Below are 19,410 nucleotides of genomic sequence, written 5' to 3'. Positions count from 1 at the left end.
CGTAGTGTCCCTCCATGGTGGACATCGGATTTCTCCTGGTTTACGTGGCCTTTGCGGGCTTACCCGTGGCGCTGACGTTCAGCTCGACGATCCTCGCGGCGGTCACGGCTCCTCGCGGCAGGTACGGCGAGATGCGTTTCGCTCACCTGGCCTCGGGAGCGTTCTTGGTCATTTTCGGCCTCCTGGCCATGGCGCTCGTGGCGTGGTCGACGCGCGAGGACGGGCGCCATGACGTCTCGGCGATGGCCCTGCTGGGAGTCATCGTGGGCGCGATGATGGTCGTTCTCGGGCTCGGGCCGTTCGTCCCGTGGCTGCTGGGAGTGCTCGGGCGGGTTGGGGTACGGCTGCCGGCGCCCTTACGGCTGGCGGCCCGCCACCTTGCCGACCATCGCGCGCGTACGGCTCCCGCGGTGGCGGCGACCATGACCGCGACGGCCGTCACCGTCGCCGTGGCGATCCTCGCGGCGGCCGGGACGGCACCAGGCCAGGGCGAACTACTCTCCGCAGGCCCGCTCGGGCGCGCTCGTCGTGAGGTTCGCACCGGAGCACGCGACGACCGCGCTGGCGACCGTACGGAGCGAGTTACCCGGCGCGCCGGTCGCGCAGGGTCTCGCCCCGCGCGAGCCGGCGGCCCTCAGCGTGACGACCATCCGCAGCGCCGGCTCCCGGAGGGCCTACATCGGCGACGAATCGCTGCTCCGCTACCTCACCGGAGATCCGTCGTCGCCCTACGACGAGGGCAGGGCTGTGGCGGTCACGGGGGAGGACGGCCGGCGCGACAGCGTGGAGATCACGTACGCCTCCGCGCCGTCCGCTGAGACGACCGTGAAAGCCGTGCCCGCGATCAGCGCCGGACCCGCGACTACCGAGGTCGGGGCCGTCTTCATTCCCGCGAAGGTCGTGCGGGAGCTGGGCCTGCAACTCGACACGGAGGCTCTGATCGTCGATCCTTCCCTGCATCGGGTCTCGGAAGCCGACCGCGACCGGCTCCAGGACCGGCTGGGCGACAGCGCCGAGGTGTACCTGGAACAGGGGTATCAGGCCTCGTCCCGCTGGTTGTACGTCGCCGGGACGATGGCGCTCATCGCCCTCGCGGGCGCGCTGGTGGCCACCATCCGGTCGAACCGCTCGCACCTGCTGCTGCGGCGGGTGGGCGGCGGCTCCGGCTTCGCCGTACGCGGTCTCATCGCGTGCCGGGCTGCCTTGGCCGCGGCCTGCGGCACCGTGACGGGTGCGTTGGCAGGGTGCGCGATCGGCCTGCTGCTGGCCTGGCCCTTCACGGTCTCGCCTGGCTGGGATGCGCCGCCGCGGGTGTCGTTCGGGACCCCGTGGACGTCGATCGGCCTGTTGACCGTCGCGATCCCCCTGCTCGCGGCGGTGGTGACGCTGCACGTGAAGCCCTCGCCGGGGATGACGGCCGGCTCTTAGCGGGGAACCACCTGAGCGCGGACGCCCGGCAGATCATCGAACGTGGCCGAGGCGTCCATCGTGATCACTGTTCTCGCAGTGGCCGCGCCTGTCGCGGCGATCAGCAGATTGTACGCTCCACGTGGCTTGCCTTCTCGTCGAGCATGCGCCATGAGACGTGCATGGACTCTGGCGACGTTGGTCGTGTATTCCTCGACAGGAATCAACGCCAGAACGTCGTCCACGAAGGTCTGCCGGTCGGACCGTCGCGCAGCATCGGCCAATTCCACACCGACCAGCAGTTCGGCCACAGTGATCGCCGCGATCGCGACATCATCGGCATCGCCGATCACTGAGCCTATGGACGCCCTGCCGCGCTCTGCGGCGATGAGCACACCTGTGTCCAAGATCAGGCGTCGGGCCATGTGCCCCTCATCTCGTGATCGACCGCCTCACGGGCCGCCGCTACATCGGCTTCGAAATCATCGTCGAGCGTCCCCGCGCTTCTGGCCAGAAACGCCTTGACCATGCGCCCTGGTGCGACAGGCGCGGGGCCGATCACGGCAATGTGCTTCCCTCCACGGGTCACCACTATCGTCTCCCCGTGTTCGGCCTGGTCAAGGACGGCGGCGAAGGTCCGGGAGGCTTCGGTGGCGGTCATCACCTTCATGGAATCAGATTATCTGATATCAAGGCGCTGCCCAGTCCAAGTGCGCCATGTTCCGCTTGCTTGACCTGGGACATTGCGGGTCCGCGCGCAGGTGGTGCGAGTGGGACGGGTGGGTTTATCCAGGTCACAGGTTGACATCAATGTCACGTAACGCGAATCACATATTTTCTCTCTGGACAAGCGCCTCGTGCTCTGTTTGAGATCATCCCGTGACGGCCTCGAAAGCGTTACGGCGGGATGGGGAGATCGTGTTCACCGGCGACGTTTCCCCAGCTCAGGCTGGGTAGTATGCGCACGAGGCAGGAAGTTTAACCCACCAGGCGACTCGGAAAACGGACAAGCCATTTTCCCTACCCGGTGATGCCGGGGCCTCAAACATCGCGGACCGAAAACGGTTCGGAGGAGCACACAGGTCCGTCCGCTAGGTTCGGGGCCCATGTTGGCGAAACGCATCGCCGGTTCGACGTACGCATGGAGGCCCTGCCCGCGTGCGCGGGGCCGGGTGTCTTCGAGCGGCGCCGAAGCGGCGGAGCGCATCGCGAGGCCACGGTACCTCCGGGCCTTCCTCTTTTGCACGGGAAACCGAACGGCGGTTGATGATCCGTTCGGATGAACATAGTAACGACAACGGCACGAACGGGAGTGAAGCGTGACGGCCAACCGTTGGACGCGTCGGGATTTCTTCAGAACCTCGGGACTCACTGCGGCGGCCCTCGTCGGCGGCCCCGCACTCATCGCCGGTTGCAGCCGCGTCGACGAAGGCACCACGGGTGCCTCGCAGAGCGCCGACCCCCTCGCCCGCTTCAAGCAGACGGGCACCATCAAGGTCGGCATCGCCAACGAGCAGCCGTACGGCTACCGCGACAAGGACGGCAACCTGACCGGCGAGGCCCCGGAGGTGGCCCGCGTGATCTTCAAGGCGCTCGGTGTGGACAACCTGGAAGCGCAGATCGTCGACTCCTTCGGCTCCCTGATCCCCGGGTTGCAGTCGAAGCAGTACGACTTCATCGCCGCCGGCATGTTCATCACCCCCGAGCGGTGCTCGCAGATCGCCTTCTCCAACCCCGACTACGCCGGTACGACCGCGTTCCTGGTCGCCAAGGGCAACCCGAAGAAGATCACCAGCTTCGAGGAGATCGCGAAGGTCGGCGCCAAGGTCGGCGTGCTCGAAGGCGCCGTCGAGAAGGGTTACGCGGAGGCCGGCGGTGTGAAGGGCGGCCAGATCCAGGTCTTCCCCAACCAGAACGCGGCCTTCAAGGGCATCCTCGCCGGCCGGGTGGACGCCATCGCGCTGACCGCCGTCTCGCTGCGCTGGACGCTCCAGCAGCAGTACGCGGACGAGCCGCTGGAGGTGACCGAGTCGTTCGTGCCGGTCGTCGACGGCAAGGAGCAGGTCGGCGCGGGCGGGTTCGGCTTCCGCAAGGAGGACACCGGGCTCATCGAGGCGTTCAACGCCGAGTTGAAGAAGCTGCAGGACTCGAACGGCGTGCTGCCGCTCATCGAGAAGTTCGGCTTCACCAAGACCGAGGTCGACAACGCCGCCAAGCTCACGGCCCAGCAGCTCTGCGCGGGTTCCTGACGCGAGCATGATGACTGTCAACCCGTGCAGCGGGGACCTGCCAGGCGTCTTCGGCGAGACGATGCCCTTCCTGTGCCAGGGGGCCGCGGTCACGTTGCAGAGCGCGGCGGGCGGCGCCGCGCTCGCCATCGTCATCGCCCTGATCGTGGGGTTGATGGCGTCCTCGCCCCTGCGGACCGTCCGGGGTGTCGCCCGCGTCTACATGGAGTTCTTCCGCGGCACGTCGGTCCTCGTCCAGCTGTTCTGGCTCTTCTACGCGATGCCCATTCTCACGGGCTACCAGCTGGACAAGGTTTTCGCCGGCGTGCTGGCGCTCGGACTCAACCTCGGCGCCTACGGCTCGGAGGTGGTGCGCGGCGCGCTGCAGGCCGTGCCCCCCAGCCAGCGTGAGGCCGCGATCGCGCTGAACTTCACGCCGTTGCAGCGGATGCGCTACGTCATCCTGCCGCAGGCGTTCGTCGAGATGATCCCCCCGATGAACAACCTGCTCATCGAGCTGCTCAAGGCGACGTCGCTGCTGTCCGTCATCACCGTGGCCGACCTGGCCTACGAGGGCCGGCTGCTCGTCAACTCCGGCAGCGACCAGCTGATCGTGTTCGCGCTGATGCTGGTCATCTACTTCCTGTTCTCGTACGCGATCACGCTGGTGATGCGGTTCGTCGAGCGGCGGGCCGCGCGCATGGTGGGCCGGGGCAAGCCGCGGCGGCGGCGGGCCACGGCGGCAGTGGAGGCGGCCCGATGATCTGGGACTGGAACTGGACGCTGGAGATCCTTCCCCAGCTGCTCACGCAGGGACTGCTGGTCACCCTCCAGGCGACGCTCGGCGGCGCGGTGCTCGCGTTCGTGCTGGGGTTGTTCGTGGCGCTGCTGCGCCGCTCGCGCAGGGCGTACATCAGCCGGCCGGTGGGCGCGGTCATGGAGTTCATCCGCAGCACGCCGCTGCTGGTGCAGCTGTTCGTGCTCTACTACGTGCTGCCGGACTTCGGGTTCAAGATGACCGCGCTGACGACGGGCATCATCGGGCTGGGCGTGCACTACGCCGCCTACACCTCGGAGGTCTACCGTGCGGGCATCGACGGTGTGCCGAAGGGGCAGTGGGAGGCGGCGATCGCCCTCAACATGCCCCGCCCCTACACCTGGATCAGCATCGTCCTCCCGCAGGCCGTACGCCGGGCGCTGCCCGCCCTGGGCAACTACGTCGTGGCGATCTTCAAGGAGTCGCCGCAGCTGTCTGTGATCACCGTCGTCGACGTCGTCGGGCTCGCCCGCGGGATCGGCTCCGAGAGCTTCCGGTACCTGGAGCCGATGACCATCGCCGGGCTGTTCTTCCTGCTCATCGCGATTCCGGCGTCGATACTCGTCCGTCGTATGGAGCGCCGTCTTGATACCTGATACGCAGTCCGAGAAAGATCCACGTGTGGGCAACGACCAGCAGTGGATGATCCAGTTCGACAAGGTCGTCAAACGGTTCGGCGACGTGACGGTCCTGAACGAGCTCGACTTCCACGTCAAGCCCGCCGAACGCGTCACCCTGATCGGGCCGAGCGGGTCGGGCAAGACGACGATCCTGCGCCTGCTGATGACCCTCGAACGGGTCACCTCCGGCACCATCGAGGTCGACGGCCAGTGCCTGTCCCACATGAAGCGCGGCGACCGTATGGTGCCCGCCGACGAGAAGCACCTGCGTCAGGTCCGCAAGAAGATCGGCATGGTGTTCCAGCAGTTCAACCTGTTCCCCAACATGAACGTGCTGCGCAACATCACCGAGGCGCCGGTGCGGGCCCTGGGCGTCCCGCGCGAGCAGGCGGAGGAGAAGGCCCGCGAGCTGCTGGAGATGGTGGAGCTGTCCGAAAAGGCGCTCGCGCATCCGTCGCAGCTGTCGGGAGGCCAGCAGCAGCGGGTCGCCATCGCGCGGGCGCTCGCGATGGAGCCGGAAGTGCTGCTGCTCGACGAGGTCACCTCGGCGCTCGACCCTGAGCTCGTCTCCGGCGTGCAGTCCCTGCTGCGTGACATCGCGCGTTCGAGCAACCTGACCCTGCTGTGCGTCACCCACGAGATGAACTTCGCGAGGGACATCTCCCACCGGGTCCTCATGTTCGACCAGGGGCAGATCGTCGAGGACGGGCCTCCGGAGCAGATCTTCAACGAGCCGGAGCAGCAGCGCACGCGGGACTTCCTCCAGGCGGTGCTGGACGCCTGACGTCTTCTTCAGGCGGTGCTGGACGCCTGAGGACGTCCAGGCCGGCCCGCGCCGGCCGGCCTGGACGCCGCCTGATCAGCGCAGGTCGAACCGGTCCAGGTTCATCACCTTGTCCCACGCCGCGACGAAGTCGGTCACGAACTTCTCGCTCGCGTCGTCGCTCGCGTAGACCTCCGCGAGCGCGCGCAGCTCGGAGTTCGAGCCGAAGACGAGGTCGGCCCGGGTGCCGGTCCACTTGACCTCGCCCGTGGCGCTGTCACGGCCCTCGAACGTGGTCTGGTCCGGCGACGTCGACTTCCACGTCGTGCCCAGGTCGAGCAGGTTGACGAAGAAGTCGTTGGTGAGCTTCCCGGGCGTCTCGGTGAGGACGCCGACCGGCGACTGCCGGTGGTTCGCGCCCAGGACACGCAGGCCGCCGACGAGCACGGTCATCTCGGGCGCGCTCAGGGTCAGCAGGTTGGCCCGGTCGAGCAGCAGGAACTCGGTGGGCAGCCGGTGGCCCTTCCCGACGTAGTTGCGGAAGCCGTCGGCGGTGAGCTCCATCGCCGCGAACGACTCCACGTCGGTCTGCTCCTGAGTGGCGTCCACGCGGCCCGGCGTGAAGGGCACCTCGACGTCGAAGCCGGCGTCCTTGGCGGCCTTCTCGACGGCCGCGCACCCGCCGAGCACGATCAGGTCGGCCAGCGAGACCTGCTTGCCGCCGGTCTGGGCGGCGTTGAAGGCCTGCTGGACCCCCTCAAGGGAGCGCAGCACCAGCGCCAGCTCGTCGGGGTCGTTGACCTCCCACCCGTTCTGCGGCTCGAGGCGGATGCGGGCGCCGTTGGCGCCGCCGCGCTTGTCGCTGCCGCGGAACGACGAGGCCGACGCCCACGCCGTGGACACGAGCTGCGACACCGACAGGCCCGAGGCCAGGATCTTGCCCTTGAGCTCGGCGATGTCCGCCGCGTCGATGAGCTCGTACGTCCTCGCCGGCAGCGGGTCCTGCCACAGCAGCGTCTCGGACGGAACCTCCGGTCCGAGGTAACGCTCGACCGGGCCCATGTCGCGGTGGGTCAGCTTGAACCACGCCCTGGCGAACGCGTCCGCGAACGCGTCGGGGTTCTCCAGGAAGCGGCGCGAGATCGGCTCGTAGACCGGGTCGACCCGCAGCGACAGGTCGGTGGTCAGCATGGTCGGGGCGTGACGCTTCGACGGGTCGTGGGCGTCGGGCACGGTGCCGGCGCCCGCGCCGTCCTTCGGCCGCCACTGGTGGGCGCCCGCCGGGCTCTTGAACAGCTCCCACTCGTAGCCGAAGAGGATCTCGAAGAAGCTGTTGTCCCACGTGGTCGGGGTGTTCGTCCAGATGCCTTCGAGGCCGCTGGTGATGGTGTCGGCGCCCTTGCCGGTGCCGAAGGTGTTGCGCCAGCCGAGGCCCTGCTCCTCGAAGGAGGCCGCCTCGGGGTCGGGGCCGACGTGGTCGGACGGGCCCGCGCCGTGGGTCTTGCCGAAGGTGTGACCGCCCGCGATCAGGGCGACCGTCTCCTCGTCGTTCATCGCCATGCGGCGGAACGTCTCGCGGATGTCACGGGCCGCGGCGAGCGGGTCGGGGTTGCCGTTCGGGCCCTCCGGGTTGACGTAGATGAGGCCCATCTGCACCGCGCCGAGCGGGTTCTCCAACTCGCGGTCGCCGGTGTAGCGCTCGTCGCCGAGCCAGGTGGACTCGGGACCCCAGTAGACGTCCTCCTCCGGCTCCCACACGTCCTCGCGGCCGCCGGCGAAGCCGAAGGTCTTGAAGCCCATCGACTCCAGGGCGACGTTGCCGGACAGGACCAGCAGGTCGGCCCAGGACAGGTTCTTGCCGTACTTCTTCTTGACCGGCCACAGCAGGCGGCGGGCCTTGTCGAGGTTGGCGTTGTCCGGCCAGCTGTTGAGGGGGGCGAAACGCTGCTGGCCGGAGCCGGCGCCGCCGCGGCCGTCGCTGATCCGGTAGGTGCCCGCGCTGTGCCACGCCATCCGGATGATGAACGGGCCGTAGTGGCCGAAGTCGGCCGGCCACCAGTCCTGCGAGGTGGTCAGCGCCTCCGCGATGTCGCGCTTCACGGCCGCGAGGTCGAGGCTCTTGAACGCCTCGGCGTAGTCGAACTCCCCGCCGAAGGGGTCGGCCACGACGGGGTTCTTGGCGAGGATCTTCAGGTTGAGCCGCTCAGGCCACCACTGGCGGTTTCCGCCGCCCTGCGTCGGGTGCAGCGCGCGCTCGTGCGCCACCGGGCAGCCGCCCTCGCCCTCGGTTTTGGGGTCAGTGACGATTGCTTCGTGGTTCTCGGACATGGATTCCTTCCGATATCGGGCTTTCTGGCACTCAGGAACTACGACTGGTGGAACAGCCGGGGCACAGGCCCCAGTAGATGACCTCGGCCTCGTCGATGGAGAAACCGTGGTCGTCCGACGCGGCCAGGCAGGGTGCGTGACCGACCGCGCAGTCGACGTCGGCGACGGCACCGCACGACCGGCACACGACGTGGTGGTGGTTGTCCCCGACCCGCCCCTCGAACAGGGCGGCGCTGCCGGCCGGCTCGATGCGGCGTACGAGGCCCGCGGCGGTGAGCGCGTGAAGGGCTTCGTACACGGCTTGCAAGGAGATGTGGCCGACGCGCTCGCGCACCCCGGCGGCGATCGCCTCGACGCCGAGGTGGTCACCGTGCCTGACGGTCTCCAGCAGCGCGACGCGGGCCGCCGTCACCCGAAGCCCTGCCCCGCGCAGCTCATCGGCGGTCGTCGGCGTCTTGGGTGCGGTCATGGCCGCCACCGTATCCCCATAAACACGAACGATACAAGATAACGAACCATGCAATTTAGTGGCGTGTCGCGGATCAGGCTCCGCTCTCGTCGAGGCGGACGAAGGTCGCCCCCGCGGCGGCGGCGCGGGCGCCGAAGACGTGCCCGTCGCACATCCGCGTCTCCGTGCCGGCCCGGTCGACCACCTTCCAGGTCACCGGCTCCTCGCACGGCCGGCCGAGCCGGTCATGATCCCAGGCGTGCCCGCACACGCGGCACGTGGTGACACCGGCCCTGGAGGACAGGGTGTTGCCGTGCTCGGGGCAGACGCCCCACGGCAGGCCGCACGGCTGGACCTGGAGCCTGGCCAGGTCGGCGGCCGCCCGGTGGAGGTCCTCCGCGCCCCGGGCCAGCCGGCTCGCGGCCTGCCGTGCGGTCGTGACGGGCTCGGGCTCCGGCTGGGCGGCGCGGTCGCAGAGCGCCAGGACCTCGGCGGTGAGCGCCTCGGCGCGGCTCGCGAGGTCGCGCAGGCGTGCGGGAGTGACGGTCATGTCGGCGTCCATCTCGCGAGGGCCGGCGTGCGCGCGGCCGGGAATGGGTGCAGATCTGGACCCTACGTCTTATCCCGCGCGGCCGTGCCGGCCGGTGCTCCGGCGACAAAGGTCAGGTCAAGTCCGGTGATGGATTCATCACCAAGGGTGACCATGGGGTATGACCCGACCGTTGCCGCGCACGCCCGGCGTCGAGCTCCTGGACGTCCACCGGCTCTCCCTGGTCGAGACCGCCGCGCCCCGGCTGTCGCCGGACGAGCGGGCGGCCATGGACCGCCTGTGGGAGGAGGCGGTCCTGGCCAACCCGAACCTCTTCGACGGTCCGGTGGTGGCGTGCGCGAGCCTCGGCTGGGAAGGGCCGCACAGCCTGGTGATCTCCTGGGTGCGCACGACGTTCCGGCATCACGTCCTGCGCCGGGTCATGGGCTCCGCCGCCTGGTTGCCGTCCCTCTTCGTCGCCGTCGTGCAGCCGGCGGACGACGGGCGTCTGCTGGTCGGGCGGATGTCGCGGGTCACGGTCGCGCCCGGCCGCTGGCAGCTGCCCGGCGGCTCCATGGAACCGCCCCAGGGCGACGAACCTCTCGACCTGGCCGCGCTGGGCAGGCACGCCGCCCGCGAGCTGGCCGAGGAGACCGGCGTCGACACGGCCCCCGACGACCTGAGCCTCTGGCTCGTCACGCGCGGAGCCACTGGGAACGTCGGCGTGCTGTTCAGCGCGCCGAGCCGGCCGGCGGCGTTCCTGCGCGAACGGTTCGCTGCGCTGGAGGCCGCGGAGGAGGTCCCGGAGTTCGACCGGATCGCCCTGGTACGCTCCCCTGCCGAGCTGGGCGGGCCGCTGGTCGACTACCTGGAGCCGGTCGTCCGCCGCTGCCGGCGGTCGGGTCAGATCATGCACATGTCCTGAGCGGGCGTCGCGGTCTCCACGATGCGCCGGTAGTCGGGGCACCGGGTCCAGTCGTCCGCGCGGCACTCCATGAGGTGCTCGATCAGCGTCTTGGACGCCGCGATCTCCCGCTGCCGGCGTTCGAGCTCCTCGTGGTGCCGCCGGAGGAGCGCCTGGCGTTCGGCCTGTCCGGAGACGTTCAGGATCTCCCTGATCTGCTCCAGACTCATCCCCGCCGACTTGGCACGGATGATCGTCATGACGCGAATGGCGTGCTCCTGCGTGTAGCGGCGCCGGCCGTTCACCCTGGTGGCGGGCGCCAGCAGGGACATCGCCTCCCAGTGGCGCAGCACGTGCGGCGCGAGCCCGAACCGCTCGGCGAGCTCCCCGATCCGCATGGATTCGCTTGACTTCATGTTGACATTAACTTGCAGACTTGTCCTCCACGTCAAGACACGTGGAGGACAACATGTTCGACGTCGTCATCGCCGGCGCGGGTCCCGCCGGCACGGCCGCCGCCCTGACCCTGGGAAGGACGTGCCGTACGGTCCTGCTGATCGACGCGGGCGAGGGCCGCAACGCCCCTGCCGAGCAGGTGCACAACTTCCTGACCCGCGACGGCACGCCGCCCGCCCGGCTGCGGGAGCTCGGCCGCGCCGACCTCGCCGCGTACGCGTCGGTGCGGGTCCAGGCCGGAACGATCATCGACGCCGCGGTGCTGGACGGCGGCTTCCGCCTGGACCTGGCGGACGGCGGCACGGTGGACGCGCGCCGGCTCCTGCTGGCCACCGGGCTGGCCGACGACCTGCCAGGCCCGCGCGGGGTCGAGGCGCTGTGGGGCCGCTCGGCCTTCCACTGCCCCTACTGCCACGGCTACGAGTGCGCCGGCAAGCGGGTCGCGGTGCTCGGCGCGGCGCCCGCCCGGGTGCGACTGGCGCTGCAGCTGAGCCGCTTCGCCGCCGACGTCGCTCTCTGCACCGGCGGCGAGCCCCTCGACGCGGCGTCGCGGGCCACGCTGGAGACGAACGGCGTCACCGTACGGTGCGAGCCCGTCGCCCGTCTGGAGGGCACGGGCGACCGGCTCGAACGGGTCGTCTTCGAGGGCGGTCCACCCCTGGCCAGGGAGGCGGTGTTCGTCGTGAACGTGCCGCGCCAGCGCTCCGGCCTGGCCGCCCGCCTCGGCTGCGCGACGTTCGCCGACGGGTGCGTCGAGATCGACGAGTTCGCCCGCACGAACGTGCCCGGCGTGTACGCGGCCGGCGACATGGCGCGGCGGGCCACCGTGCCGATGCCGCTGGCCGCCGTCGTCGCCGCCGCGGCCGGCGGCACCCTGGCCGGCGCCGTCATCGACCAGGACCTGATCGGCGCCGACTTCGGCCTGCCCGACCCGTTCGCGCGGGCGAGGAGCTGACCGCTGTGCTCCGGATCTCATCCAGGACGAGCAACGTGCCGCTCGCCACCGCCGGCCTCCTGCTCGGCATGCTGCTGTCGGTCCTCGACCAGACGGTGGTCGCCATCGCCCTGCCCGACATCGCCGCCGACCTGGGCGGTATGGACGCGATCGGCTGGGTCGTCACGTCGTACGTGCTGGCCTCGACCGCGACCGGCGCGCTCTACGGCCGGATCAGCGACCGGTACGGCCGCCGCCCGGTCCTGCTCGTCGCGATCGCCGTCTTCGTCGCGGGGTCCGCGCTGTGCGGTCTGGCACAGACGATGCCCCAACTGATCGCCGCCAGGACCGTGCAGGGCATCGGCGCCGGCGCGCTGTTCGTGCTGCCCACGATCGTGCTCTCCGAGCTCTACCCGCAGCGGGCGCGCAGCCGCGTGCAGGGCTTCACCGGCGGCGTGTTCGCCCTGGCCAGCGTGGGAGGCCCGCTCGCCGGTGGAGCGATCACCGACGCCGCGGGCTGGCGCTGGATCTTCACCGTCAACCTGCCGCTCGGCCTGATCAGCATGGCGCTCGTCGCGTACGCGCTGCGGCTGCCCAGGGTGGGCGGAGACGGCAAGGTGGACCTGCCGGGGGCCGCGCTGATCGTGGGTGCGACGGTGAGCCTGCTGCTAATCGCCGAGTGGGGAGGCCGCGTGCACGCGTGGGACTCCGGTGTGATCCTCGCGCTGGTCGGGGTGCTGGTCGTGCTGGTGGCCCTGTTCGTACGGCGGGAACGACGTGCCGCCAACCCGCTGCTCGCGCCACGCTTGTTCGCCGACCGCACGCTGCGGCTCGTCCTGCCCGCCGGTGCGCTGCTCGGCGCTCTGCTCGGCGGCTCCATCGTCTATCTGCCCACCTATCTGCAGGCGGCGCACGGCATGGGGGCCACCCAGGCGGGGCTGGCGCTCAATCCGTACGTGCTGACCTTCATGGCGGTCTCCTCGCTCGCCGGTACCCGGATCGGCGCGAGCGGGCGGTACAGGCCGTACCTGATCGCCGGCGCGGTGATCGCGTCGGCCGGGTTCGTCCTACTGGGCGACCTCGGCCCTGGCGCCGGCTACGCGCTGTTCGCCGTGGAGATCGGCGTGCTGGGGCTCGGCTTCGGCCTGCTGATGCAGAACCTCGTGGTCGTCGCGCAGAACGCGGCCACCCCCGAGGACCTCGCCGCCGCCACCTCTGCCACGGTGTCGGTGCGCGGCCTGGGCCTGTCGGCCGGCGTGGCCGCCGCGGGGAACCTGCTCACCCGCGAGCTCGACGGCCGCGTCCCCGGCCCGGAGTCGATGGCCGCGGCGGTCCCCGACGTGCTCATCTGGGGCGCGCCGGTCGCCGTCGTGCTGGTGGCGCTGATGGCCGCGCTGCCGAGGACGGTCGATCGGCCCGTGACGCCTGCCTGACGCTGCCCGGCCGAAAGGCCTGGACCTGTGCCTAGTGCAGGCGGGCCAGCCAGCGGCCGTGCGCGGTCCAGTAGTCGGCGTCCGTGAAGCCGGCGGCCAGCCCGATCCGCCGTATGTCGCTCGTGGAAACGGTCGCCCAGCCGAACCATTCGCCGGCCAGCGGTCCCCGGCGCAGCCGGAGCCGGTCGACCCGGCTGCGGGTCCCGGGCGGCGCGACCTCCGCCACGATCGTGCCGCCCGGCCGCAGGAGCTGCCTGACCCTGTGCAGCAGCGCCTCGGGGTTGCCCCCGATGCCGATGTTGCCGTCGGCGAGCAACGCCGTCGCCCAGCGGCCACTGCCGGGAACGTCGTCGAAGACGTCCCTGAGCAGGGCGAAACCTCCGGCGCGGCGCGTCAGGGCGACGGCGCGCGGTGTGACGTCGATGCCGAGCGCGCGGATCCCGCGCCGGGTCAACGCCGCCGTGAGACGCCCGGGACCGGAGCCGACGTCCAGCGTTGGGCTGGAGCAGCAGCGGAGGAGTTCCTCGTCGCCGTCGATCGGCTCGAACCAGCGAGCGGTCTCCAGGGTGTCGCGGGTGCCGTCCACGTATTCGAGCTCGGCGCTCTCTCCGGCGAGGGCGTCGGCGTACAGTTCCCCGATCATCGGCTCAGCTCCCTCAATGCGGCGGCGAAACGGGACGCCGGCGCGGCGGCGGCGACGGCGGCGGCGTCCGCCGCGGTGTCGACATCGACCAGCTCGGGCAGGTGGTGCACGGCCAGCCCGGCACGTTCGAGCCGGTCCAGCTGGAACTTGCCGGTCTCCGGATGCGACATGGGCACCCCCAGGAGCAACTCGGGGTCCGGCCGCCGCAGGCCGAGCAGCCAGAAGCCGCCGTCGGCGGCCGGGCCGTACACCGCGTCGTGCCGCTCCAGCGCCTCCCCGGCCTCGCGCAGCAGCGCGGGGGTGACCTGCGGTGTGTCCATGCCGATCAGCACGACGGGGTCCGGCCGCAGCCGGTGGGCGTCGGCGAAGGCCGCCGCCAGGCGCTCATCCAGGCCGACGCCGCGCTGCGGGACCACCACGAACCCCGTGGGCAACCAGCGGCCCGGCAGTCCGTCGAGGGCGAGCACCCGCTGGGTGGCCGGCGCCCCGACGGCGGCGTGCACGCTGTCACGGAGCGCGGCCTCGGCGAGGGCGGCAGCCTCGGCCGGGCTGTAGGGCGGGGTGAGACGGGTCTTGACCTTCCCCGGCAGCGGTTCCTTGGCGATGACCACGATCTGGAACGGGTGATGGTTCAGGGTGCTCAGTCCTTCCTGGAAGCTGACAGCCGGCCGGCTCGTGCCGGGCGGGTCCGCCGGCGTACGGCCCAGCCGATCAGCACGGCCAGTGCGGCGGCGGCGTAGAAGGGGGCGCCGAGGTTGTCGGGGTCGGCCGGGCCCGCGGTGTAGGCGACCGCGCCCGCCAGGGCGATGCCCAGCCATTCCCCCCGTCCGTCCATGGCGACCAGCGCGACGACCAGCAGCGCGTACCAGGAGTACCCGGGGGTGAACAGCAGCAGGAGCGAGCCGCTGACCAGCAGCGCGCCCTGCCAGGGCCGGTCGGCGTCGCCGTACCGCAGGACGAGGAGGGCCACCAGGACGAGCAGCGCGATCGCGGCATAAGGGGCCCAGGAGTCCGGGAGGAGCAGCCGCAGGACGGCGTAGCGGTTGCCGTGGCCGGCTCCGTCGTAGCGCTCCTCCTTGAGGTAGCCCGGCAGGTATCCCAGGACGGCGGTGCCCGAGGCCAGCACGTAGGGGAGGTAGGACAGAGCCACCACGAGCACGGCGGGCACCACGGTGACGAGGAGGCGCCGCCACGCCACGCCGTTCGCCAGCACGCCGGACAGGGCGCCGGGGAGCGCCGTCGCGGGCAGCAGCTTGGCCGCCACGGCCGCGCCGAGCAGCGCGCCGCGGGCACGACCGGCGCCGACCGCGCAGAACGCCAGCACCACCAGCAGCACGCCGAGCATGTCGACGTGCGCGTTGTTCACGGCCTCGATCGGCACCGCGGGGCACCACGCCCAGTACGCCGCCCGCCGCGCGCCCGCGAGCCGGCACAGCGCCACCAGCGCGAGCCCGGCCATCACCCAGCCGCCGAGCTGGAGGACCTTGTGCCGGGAGCCCTCGGGCGACAGCCAGTGGATCAGCAGGAAGTACCCCTGCGCGACCGGCGGATAGATCGTGGGCTCGGCGGGGCGGTTGATCCTGGTGCAGCCGTCGCCGGGCAGGGGCCACAGGCGGGGCGCGTCGCAGCCGGGCGGGAAGAGCCAGTCGTCGCGTAACCCGGCCAGCGCGGGGTCGGCCGGCGGGTGGTCGTAGGGGGAGATGCCCGCGGCCTGCACCCGGCCGTCCCACGCGTACCGGAAGGAGTCGGTGCTGCTGCTCGGCGGGGCCGCCAGCCCGGTCGCGGCCAGCACGATCCCGCCGGCGACGACCAGCGCGCCGAGCCGCCGCTCCGGCACCCGCCTGACCAGCCACAGGGCGGCCGCGAACAGCGCCCAGGCCGCCAGGGTCCAGCCCAGGCCGGGCGGTCCGGCGACCATCCTGAGCAGGACGGCCGCCAGGGCGGCGAGGGCCCCGCAGGCGAGGAGCAGGCTTCGCTTCACAGGCGGCAGCCTCGCATTCCGGGGCCCTGTCCGAGTCGCGGAGGCGACGTCCGTTCGCCGTCCGTAAGAGCCCTTACGAACCGCTTACGTCTCTTCGGCGCAGCCGGGGCGACGGGCTAGCGTCGGCGACGTGAGAGTGATGGTCACCGGCTCGGCCGGTTTCATCGGCGGGCACGTGGCCGAGACGCTGGAGGCGGCGGGTCACGAGGTCGCCGGCCTGGATCTGCGCGACGGCGCCGACGTGCGCGACGCGGCGATCCTGGACACGCTGCTGCCGGGCGTCGACGTCGTCGTGCACGAGGCCGCCAAGGTGGGGCTCGGCGTGGACGTCTCCGACCTGCCCGACTACGCCTCAGTCAACGTGTACGGCACCGCCGTCCTGCTGGCCGCCATGGCCAGGCACCGCATCGGCCGCCTGGTGCTCGCCTCCTCCATGGTGATCTACGGCGAGGGCGACTACGAATGTGTCCGGCACGGCCGGGTCCGGCCGGGGCCGCGTACCGTGCCGGACCTGGAGCGGGGCCGGTTCGAGCCGACCTGCCCGCAGTGCGGCGAGCCGGTGCGCTGCGCCTCCATCGGCGAGGACGCCGCACCCGATCCGCGCAACGCCTACGCCACCAGCAAGCTCGCCCAGGAACACCTGAGCGCCAACTGGGCCAGGGAGACCGGCGGGAGCGCCGTGGCGCTCAGATACCACAACGTGTACGGCCCGCGCATGCCCCGCGACACCCCCTATGCGGGAGTGGCCGCGATCTTCCGCTCCGAGCTGGCGGCGGGCCGCGCCCCGAAGGTGTTCGAGGACGGCCGCCAGCTCCGGGATTTCGTGCACGTGCGCGACGTCGCCCGAGCGAACCTGGCGGCGGTCATGGCCCCGACGAAGCCCGGTGCGCTGAGGGCGTACAACATCGCGAGCGGCGCCCCGCACACCGTGGGCGAGATGGCGGACGCGCTGGCCGCCGAGCAGGGCGGACCAAGCCCGGAGATCACCGGGGCCTACCGGCTGGGCGACGTCCGCCACATCGTGGCCTCTCCTGAACGGGCCGGCCTCGAACTCGGCTTCCGCGCCGAGGTCGGCTTCGACGCCGGGATGAAGGAGTTCGCCCGGTCATGACGGTGGATGTGATCCTGCCCTGCCTGAACGAGGAGGCCGCGCTCGGCTGGGTCCTCGGACGCATGCCCGCCGGCTATCGCCCTGTCGTGGTCGACAACGGCTCGACCGACCGCTCGGCCGAGGTCGCCCGCGAGCTCGGCGCCCACGTCGTGCACGAGCCGCGGCGGGGCTTCGGCGCCGCCTGCCACGCCGGCCTGCTGGCGGCGACCGCCGACGTCGTCTGCTTCATGGACGCGGACGCCTCACTCGACCCTCGCCAGCTCCCCGCGGTGGTGGCGCCGGTCACCGGCGGCCACGCCGATCTCGTGCTCGGCGCCCGCCGGCCGCGCACGGTGGGCGTCTGGCCCTGGCATGCCCGGCTCGGCAACGCCGTCCTCGCCCGCACCCTGCGCCGCCGCACCGGGGCCCCGCTGCACGACCTCGGGCCGATGCGGGCCGCCGGGCGCGAGCGGCTCCTTGCGCTCGGGCTGGCCGACCGCCGGTTCGGCTATCCGTGCGAGATGGTCCTGCGTGCCGCCGCCGCCGGCTGGCGGATCACCGAGACAGAGGTCGACTACCTGCCCAGGACGGGACGCTCCAAGGTGACCGGGACCGTTCGCGGCACCCTGCAGGCCGTCTCCGACATGCGGCGCGTCATGGCCGAACTCGGGTGATCCCGCAGTGCTTCACAGCTTGCCGTCGAGGAACACGACGCGGTGGCCGGCCAGGCGGGCGGTGATCCCGTCGACGAAGCCGGTGCGGAGCGGCGGCCAGCCCCAGAACGTGAAGCCCAGGTGGCCGAACGCGAAATAGTCGTCGGCCCACCGCCAGCCGGTCGGCTCGACCGGCCGGCCGCAGGACGGGCAGGGGATGACGACGTCGAGCCCCTCGTCCCAGTCGTGCACGACGTCGCGGAAGGGCTCCCACGCCTGGTGGTCGAGCGTGAAGTCGTCGCCCATGAGCTCGACCGTCGCCGAGCAGTGCGGGCAGGTCACCGCCGTCGGGTCGCCCTGCCCCGCGTCGAAGACGGTGCGTCCGACCTTGATCGCCAGGCCGCCCTGCCACGGCCCGCTCCAGCCGGAGGCGTCCACCACCTCGCCGGCGCGCGGGCCCGACGCGTGGCCGAGCTCGGCGCCCAGGACGCAGTCGGTGCGCTCGGCGGCGACCACGCCGGACGAGACCAGCCAGCTCAGCACGCCCTCCGCCAGCGCGCCCGCCTCCTCGGGCGACGCCTCGACGTCCACGATCGTCTGGAACCAATCTCCCACGTCTTTCCTCCTGCCTGTCTGCCGAAGAACGACGTGCAGCCTACGGCCGCCCACCGACATTCGGTTCTCCCGATAAAGCGGAAAGATCCTTGCCGCAATGATTCCTAGCGTGGGTCTTCCTTCCAGCCGACAAGGAGCCCTCCTGTGGATATCCGGCCGTTCACCATCGCCATCCCCCAACCCGACGTCGACGACCTGGCCGACCGGCTGGCCCGGACCCGGTGGCCCGACGAGCTCCCCGGGGTCGGATGGACCCGCGGCGTGCCGCTGGACTTCCTCAAGGAACTGGCCGCGTACTGGACCGACGGGTACGACTGGCGAGCCGCCGAAGCACAGCTCAACGCGTTCCCGCAGTTCACGACCGAGATCGACGGGCAGCGCATCCACTTCCTGCACGTCCGCTCCGGCAACCCCGGCGCGCTCCCGCTGGTGCTCACCCATGGCTACCCCAGCGGATTCGCCGAGTTCACCCAGCTGATCGAGGAACTGCGGGAGGACTTCCACCTGGTGATCCCCTCGCTGCCGGGCTTCGGCTTCTCCACCCCTGTGCGCGAGACCGGCTGGTCGATGGGCCGCACCGCGCGGGCGTGGATCGAGCTGATGCGCCGCCTCGGCTACGACCGGTACGGCGTCCACGGCGGCGACGTCGGCGGCGGTGTGTCGGGCGCGGTGGCCGGCCTGGACGGCGAGCACGTCGTGGGCGTCCACATCGTGACCGACCCGTACACCGCGGCGGCCACGGCCACCTTCATCCCGGGCATCGGCGACCGGCTCGACCCGTCGGATCCGGTGGACCGGACGGCTCTCGACCGGATGGCTCAATTCCGCACCGAGGACAGCGGCTACCTGGCGATCCAGAACAGCCGCCCGCAGACGATGGGCTACCTGCTCAACGACTCACCTGCCGGGCAACTCGGCTGGATAGCGGAGAGCTTCGAGCGGGCGACCGACCTGCCGTACGACCGGGATCAGTTGCTCACCATCGTGAGCCTGTACTGGTTCACCGGCTCAGGTGTCTCCGCCGCCCGCTTCCTGTACGAGCAGGCCCACTCCTCCGACTGGGGAGCGCCGCCGGCCGTGCCGCAGGGGTTCGCGGTGTTCGGCGCGGATCCCACGGTGCGCAGGCTCGTCGGCCCGCCCGCCGGCGCGCACTGGACGGAGCACGAGCGGGGCATGCACTTCCCGGCGATGGAGACGCCGAAGGAGTTGGCCGCGGACCTGCGCACCTTCTTCGGCGGCCTGGGCGCCGGCGAAGCCTAGGGGCCCCGGCCGACCGGCTCAACGGCGTGTTGTGGCCCCCTCGTCCGCGTGCCCGGTGGCGGCGAACGCGGCCCGGTGCTCGGTGACGAACTCGGCGAACGACCGGGCCGGGCGCCCGGTCACGTCGGGAACGGTGCTGGTCACGCGGTCCTCCGTGCCGCGCCGCCGGCGCACCCCGGCGTCCACCGCGCCGGTCAGGAACGACCGCACCAGCGGCGCCGGGTCGAGCGAGGACCACTCCATTGCCACGCTTCCGTACGCAGAGATTGTGGTGACGGTCAGCGACGCGGACTATCTGGAG

The 19,410-nt window shown here is 71.3% G+C and carries 22 protein-coding genes; 11 read left to right on the top strand and 11 right to left on the bottom strand.

The genetic code is table 11. The annotated features are described in order from the left end of the window. The first annotated feature begins 528 nt into the window (after window positions 1-528). Window positions 529-1,428, top strand: coding sequence for a hypothetical protein (locus tag ABGA98_RS08755; protein ID WP_347617635.1), 900 nt, complete (start codon window positions 529-531; stop codon window positions 1,426-1,428). Here the strand turns inward: ABGA98_RS08755 and ABGA98_RS08750 are convergent. After that, entirely contained in the window at window positions 1,425-1,832 is a 408-nt protein-coding gene (locus ABGA98_RS08750) for a PIN domain-containing protein (RefSeq protein ID WP_347617634.1), read from the bottom strand. The genes ABGA98_RS08755 and ABGA98_RS08750 overlap by 4 nt on opposite strands. Continuing rightward, window positions 1,817-2,077 (bottom strand): type II toxin-antitoxin system prevent-host-death family antitoxin, encoded by a 261-nt coding sequence (locus ABGA98_RS08745; RefSeq protein WP_347617633.1) that lies wholly within the window; start codon window positions 2,075-2,077, stop codon window positions 1,817-1,819. Before ABGA98_RS08745 ends, ABGA98_RS08750 begins: the two co-directional genes overlap by 16 nt. 649 nt (window positions 2,078-2,726) lie before the next feature. On the opposite strand from ABGA98_RS08745, the gene ehuB reads away from it, so the two are divergent. The 4 genes from ehuB to ehuA are packed head-to-tail and all read left to right on the top strand — an operon-like array spanning window position 2,727 to window position 5,856. After that, entirely contained in the window at window positions 2,727-3,656 is a 930-nt protein-coding gene (gene ehuB, locus ABGA98_RS08740; protein ID WP_347617632.1) for an ectoine/hydroxyectoine ABC transporter substrate-binding protein EhuB, read from the top strand. Between the two features lie 7 nt (window positions 3,657-3,663). Further along, window positions 3,664-4,398 (top strand): ectoine/hydroxyectoine ABC transporter permease subunit EhuC, encoded by a 735-nt coding sequence (gene ehuC, locus ABGA98_RS08735; RefSeq protein WP_347617631.1) that lies wholly within the window; start codon window positions 3,664-3,666, stop codon window positions 4,396-4,398. Then, on the top strand, window positions 4,395-5,048 hold the full coding sequence (ehuD, locus tag ABGA98_RS08730) for an ectoine/hydroxyectoine ABC transporter permease subunit EhuD (protein WP_347617630.1): 654 nt from the start codon (window positions 4,395-4,397) through the stop codon (window positions 5,046-5,048). The genes ehuC and ehuD overlap by 4 nt, the downstream gene beginning before the upstream one ends. 46 nt (window positions 5,049-5,094) lie before the next feature. Further along, on the top strand, window positions 5,095-5,856 hold the full coding sequence (gene ehuA, locus ABGA98_RS08725) for an ectoine/hydroxyectoine ABC transporter ATP-binding protein EhuA (protein ID WP_347617728.1): 762 nt from the start codon (window positions 5,095-5,097) through the stop codon (window positions 5,854-5,856). A 75-nt stretch (window positions 5,857-5,931) separates the two neighbouring features. Here the strand turns inward: ehuA and katG are convergent, their stop codons facing one another. The 3 genes from katG to ABGA98_RS08710 all read right to left on the bottom strand — a co-directional run bounded on the left by katG (window position 5,932) and on the right by ABGA98_RS08710 (window position 9,161). Further along, on the bottom strand, window positions 5,932-8,163 hold the full coding sequence (gene katG, locus ABGA98_RS08720; protein WP_347617629.1) for a catalase/peroxidase HPI: 2,232 nt from the start codon (window positions 8,161-8,163) through the stop codon (window positions 5,932-5,934). A 31-nt stretch (window positions 8,164-8,194) separates the two neighbouring features. Then, window positions 8,195-8,632, bottom strand: a complete 438-nt coding sequence (locus ABGA98_RS08715; RefSeq protein ID WP_347617628.1) for a Fur family transcriptional regulator — start codon at window positions 8,630-8,632, stop codon at window positions 8,195-8,197. Between the two features lie 73 nt (window positions 8,633-8,705). Then, window positions 8,706-9,161, bottom strand: coding sequence for a hypothetical protein (locus tag ABGA98_RS08710; RefSeq protein WP_347617627.1), 456 nt, complete (start codon window positions 9,159-9,161; stop codon window positions 8,706-8,708). 160 nt (window positions 9,162-9,321) lie between these two features. Here ABGA98_RS08710 and ABGA98_RS08705 point away from each other — a divergent pair, with 160 nt between their 5' ends. Next, the gene (locus ABGA98_RS08705; protein ID WP_347617626.1) at window positions 9,322-10,065 is read left to right on the top strand and encodes an NUDIX domain-containing protein; all 744 of its coding nucleotides are present in this window, start codon (window positions 9,322-9,324) and stop codon (window positions 10,063-10,065) included. Here the strand turns inward: ABGA98_RS08705 and ABGA98_RS08700 are convergent. Further along, window positions 10,044-10,460, bottom strand: coding sequence for a MerR family transcriptional regulator (locus ABGA98_RS08700; RefSeq protein ID WP_347617625.1), 417 nt, complete (start codon window positions 10,458-10,460; stop codon window positions 10,044-10,046). The two genes, ABGA98_RS08705 and ABGA98_RS08700, sit on opposite strands and share 22 nt — an antisense overlap. Window positions 10,461-10,513: 53 nt before the next feature. Between ABGA98_RS08700 and ABGA98_RS08695 the strand changes: the two genes are divergently transcribed. Together ABGA98_RS08695 and ABGA98_RS08690 are read left to right on the top strand one after the other, a co-directional pair. Continuing rightward, a complete protein-coding gene (locus tag ABGA98_RS08695) occupies window positions 10,514-11,455 on the top strand; it encodes an NAD(P)/FAD-dependent oxidoreductase (protein ID WP_347617624.1) in 942 nt (313 codons plus the stop codon). A 5-nt stretch (window positions 11,456-11,460) separates the two neighbouring features. Beyond that, complete coding sequence (locus ABGA98_RS08690) at window positions 11,461-12,867, top strand: MFS transporter (RefSeq protein ID WP_347617623.1); 1,407 nt, start codon at window positions 11,461-11,463, stop codon at window positions 12,865-12,867. Between the two features lie 31 nt (window positions 12,868-12,898). Here ABGA98_RS08690 and ABGA98_RS08685 read toward each other — a convergent pair whose 3' ends face one another. Genes ABGA98_RS08685 through ABGA98_RS08675 form a run of 3 tightly spaced genes read right to left on the bottom strand, consistent with a single transcriptional unit; the run spans window position 12,899 to window position 15,491 of the window. Further along, window positions 12,899-13,510: a methyltransferase domain-containing protein gene (locus ABGA98_RS08685; protein WP_347617622.1), complete on the bottom strand. Its 612-nt coding sequence runs from the start codon at window positions 13,508-13,510 to the stop codon at window positions 12,899-12,901. Further along, window positions 13,507-14,121 carry a TIGR04282 family arsenosugar biosynthesis glycosyltransferase gene (locus ABGA98_RS08680; RefSeq protein WP_347617621.1) on the bottom strand — a complete coding sequence of 205 codons (615 nt, stop codon included), beginning with the start codon at window positions 14,119-14,121 and terminating at the stop codon, window positions 13,507-13,509. The genes ABGA98_RS08685 and ABGA98_RS08680 overlap by 4 nt, the downstream gene beginning before the upstream one ends. Window positions 14,122-14,150: 29 nt before the next feature. After that, the gene (locus tag ABGA98_RS08675) at window positions 14,151-15,491 is read right to left on the bottom strand and encodes a glycosyltransferase 87 family protein (protein WP_347617620.1); all 1,341 of its coding nucleotides are present in this window, start codon (window positions 15,489-15,491) and stop codon (window positions 14,151-14,153) included. 130 nt (window positions 15,492-15,621) lie between these two features. Here ABGA98_RS08675 and ABGA98_RS08670 point away from each other — a divergent pair, with 130 nt between their 5' ends. Next, window positions 15,622-16,602 carry an NAD-dependent epimerase/dehydratase family protein gene (locus ABGA98_RS08670; protein ID WP_347617619.1) on the top strand — a complete coding sequence of 327 codons (981 nt, stop codon included), beginning with the start codon at window positions 15,622-15,624 and terminating at the stop codon, window positions 16,600-16,602. After that, the gene (locus ABGA98_RS08665; RefSeq protein WP_347617618.1) at window positions 16,599-17,255 is read left to right on the top strand and encodes a glycosyltransferase family 2 protein; all 657 of its coding nucleotides are present in this window, start codon (window positions 16,599-16,601) and stop codon (window positions 17,253-17,255) included. Before ABGA98_RS08670 ends, ABGA98_RS08665 begins: the two co-directional genes overlap by 4 nt. A 12-nt stretch (window positions 17,256-17,267) precedes the next feature. On the opposite strand, the gene ABGA98_RS08660 is transcribed toward ABGA98_RS08665, so the two are convergent. After that, entirely contained in the window at window positions 17,268-17,849 is a 582-nt protein-coding gene (locus tag ABGA98_RS08660) for a hypothetical protein (protein ID WP_347617617.1), read from the bottom strand. A gap of 144 nt (window positions 17,850-17,993) precedes the next feature. Here ABGA98_RS08660 and ABGA98_RS08655 point away from each other — a divergent pair, with 144 nt between their 5' ends. Beyond that, window positions 17,994-19,109: an alpha/beta fold hydrolase gene (locus tag ABGA98_RS08655; RefSeq protein ID WP_347617616.1), complete on the top strand. Its 1,116-nt coding sequence runs from the start codon at window positions 17,994-17,996 to the stop codon at window positions 19,107-19,109. 18 nt (window positions 19,110-19,127) lie between these two features. Here ABGA98_RS08655 and ABGA98_RS08650 read toward each other — a convergent pair whose 3' ends face one another. Next, window positions 19,128-19,352 carry a hypothetical protein gene (locus ABGA98_RS08650; protein ID WP_347617615.1) on the bottom strand — a complete coding sequence of 75 codons (225 nt, stop codon included), beginning with the start codon at window positions 19,350-19,352 and terminating at the stop codon, window positions 19,128-19,130. Window positions 19,353-19,410: the final 58 nt, after the last annotated feature.

This window comes from Nonomuraea sp. B1E8 (assembly GCF_039871515.1).
Taxonomy (GTDB): Bacteria; Actinomycetota; Actinomycetes; order Streptosporangiales; family Streptosporangiaceae; genus Nonomuraea.
This window is presented reverse-complemented; position numbering and strand designations above follow the sequence as displayed.

Coding starts and splice junctions, on each gene's coding strand:
- ABGA98_RS08750 (WP_347617634.1), bottom strand. CDS start 1,832: ATGGCCCGACGCCTGATCTTGGACACAGGTGTGCTCATCGCCGCAGAG.
- ABGA98_RS08745 (WP_347617633.1), bottom strand. CDS start 2,077: ATGAAGGTGATGACCGCCACCGAAGCCTCCCGGACCTTCGCCGCCGTC.
- ehuC (WP_347617631.1), top strand. CDS start 3,664: ATGATGACTGTCAACCCGTGCAGCGGGGACCTGCCAGGCGTCTTCGGC.
- ehuD (WP_347617630.1), top strand. CDS start 4,395: ATGATCTGGGACTGGAACTGGACGCTGGAGATCCTTCCCCAGCTGCTC.
- ehuA (WP_347617728.1), top strand. CDS start 5,095: ATGATCCAGTTCGACAAGGTCGTCAAACGGTTCGGCGACGTGACGGTC.
- katG (WP_347617629.1), bottom strand. CDS start 8,163: ATGTCCGAGAACCACGAAGCAATCGTCACTGACCCCAAAACCGAGGGC.
- ABGA98_RS08715 (WP_347617628.1), bottom strand. CDS start 8,632: ATGACCGCACCCAAGACGCCGACGACCGCCGATGAGCTGCGCGGGGCA.
- ABGA98_RS08710 (WP_347617627.1), bottom strand. CDS start 9,161: ATGACCGTCACTCCCGCACGCCTGCGCGACCTCGCGAGCCGCGCCGAG.
- ABGA98_RS08705 (WP_347617626.1), top strand. CDS start 9,322: ATGACCCGACCGTTGCCGCGCACGCCCGGCGTCGAGCTCCTGGACGTC.
- ABGA98_RS08700 (WP_347617625.1), bottom strand. CDS start 10,460: ATGAAGTCAAGCGAATCCATGCGGATCGGGGAGCTCGCCGAGCGGTTC.
- ABGA98_RS08695 (WP_347617624.1), top strand. CDS start 10,514: ATGTTCGACGTCGTCATCGCCGGCGCGGGTCCCGCCGGCACGGCCGCC.
- ABGA98_RS08685 (WP_347617622.1), bottom strand. CDS start 13,510: ATGATCGGGGAACTGTACGCCGACGCCCTCGCCGGAGAGAGCGCCGAG.
- ABGA98_RS08665 (WP_347617618.1), top strand. CDS start 16,599: ATGACGGTGGATGTGATCCTGCCCTGCCTGAACGAGGAGGCCGCGCTC.
- ABGA98_RS08650 (WP_347617615.1), bottom strand. CDS start 19,352: ATGGAGTGGTCCTCGCTCGACCCGGCGCCGCTGGTGCGGTCGTTCCTG.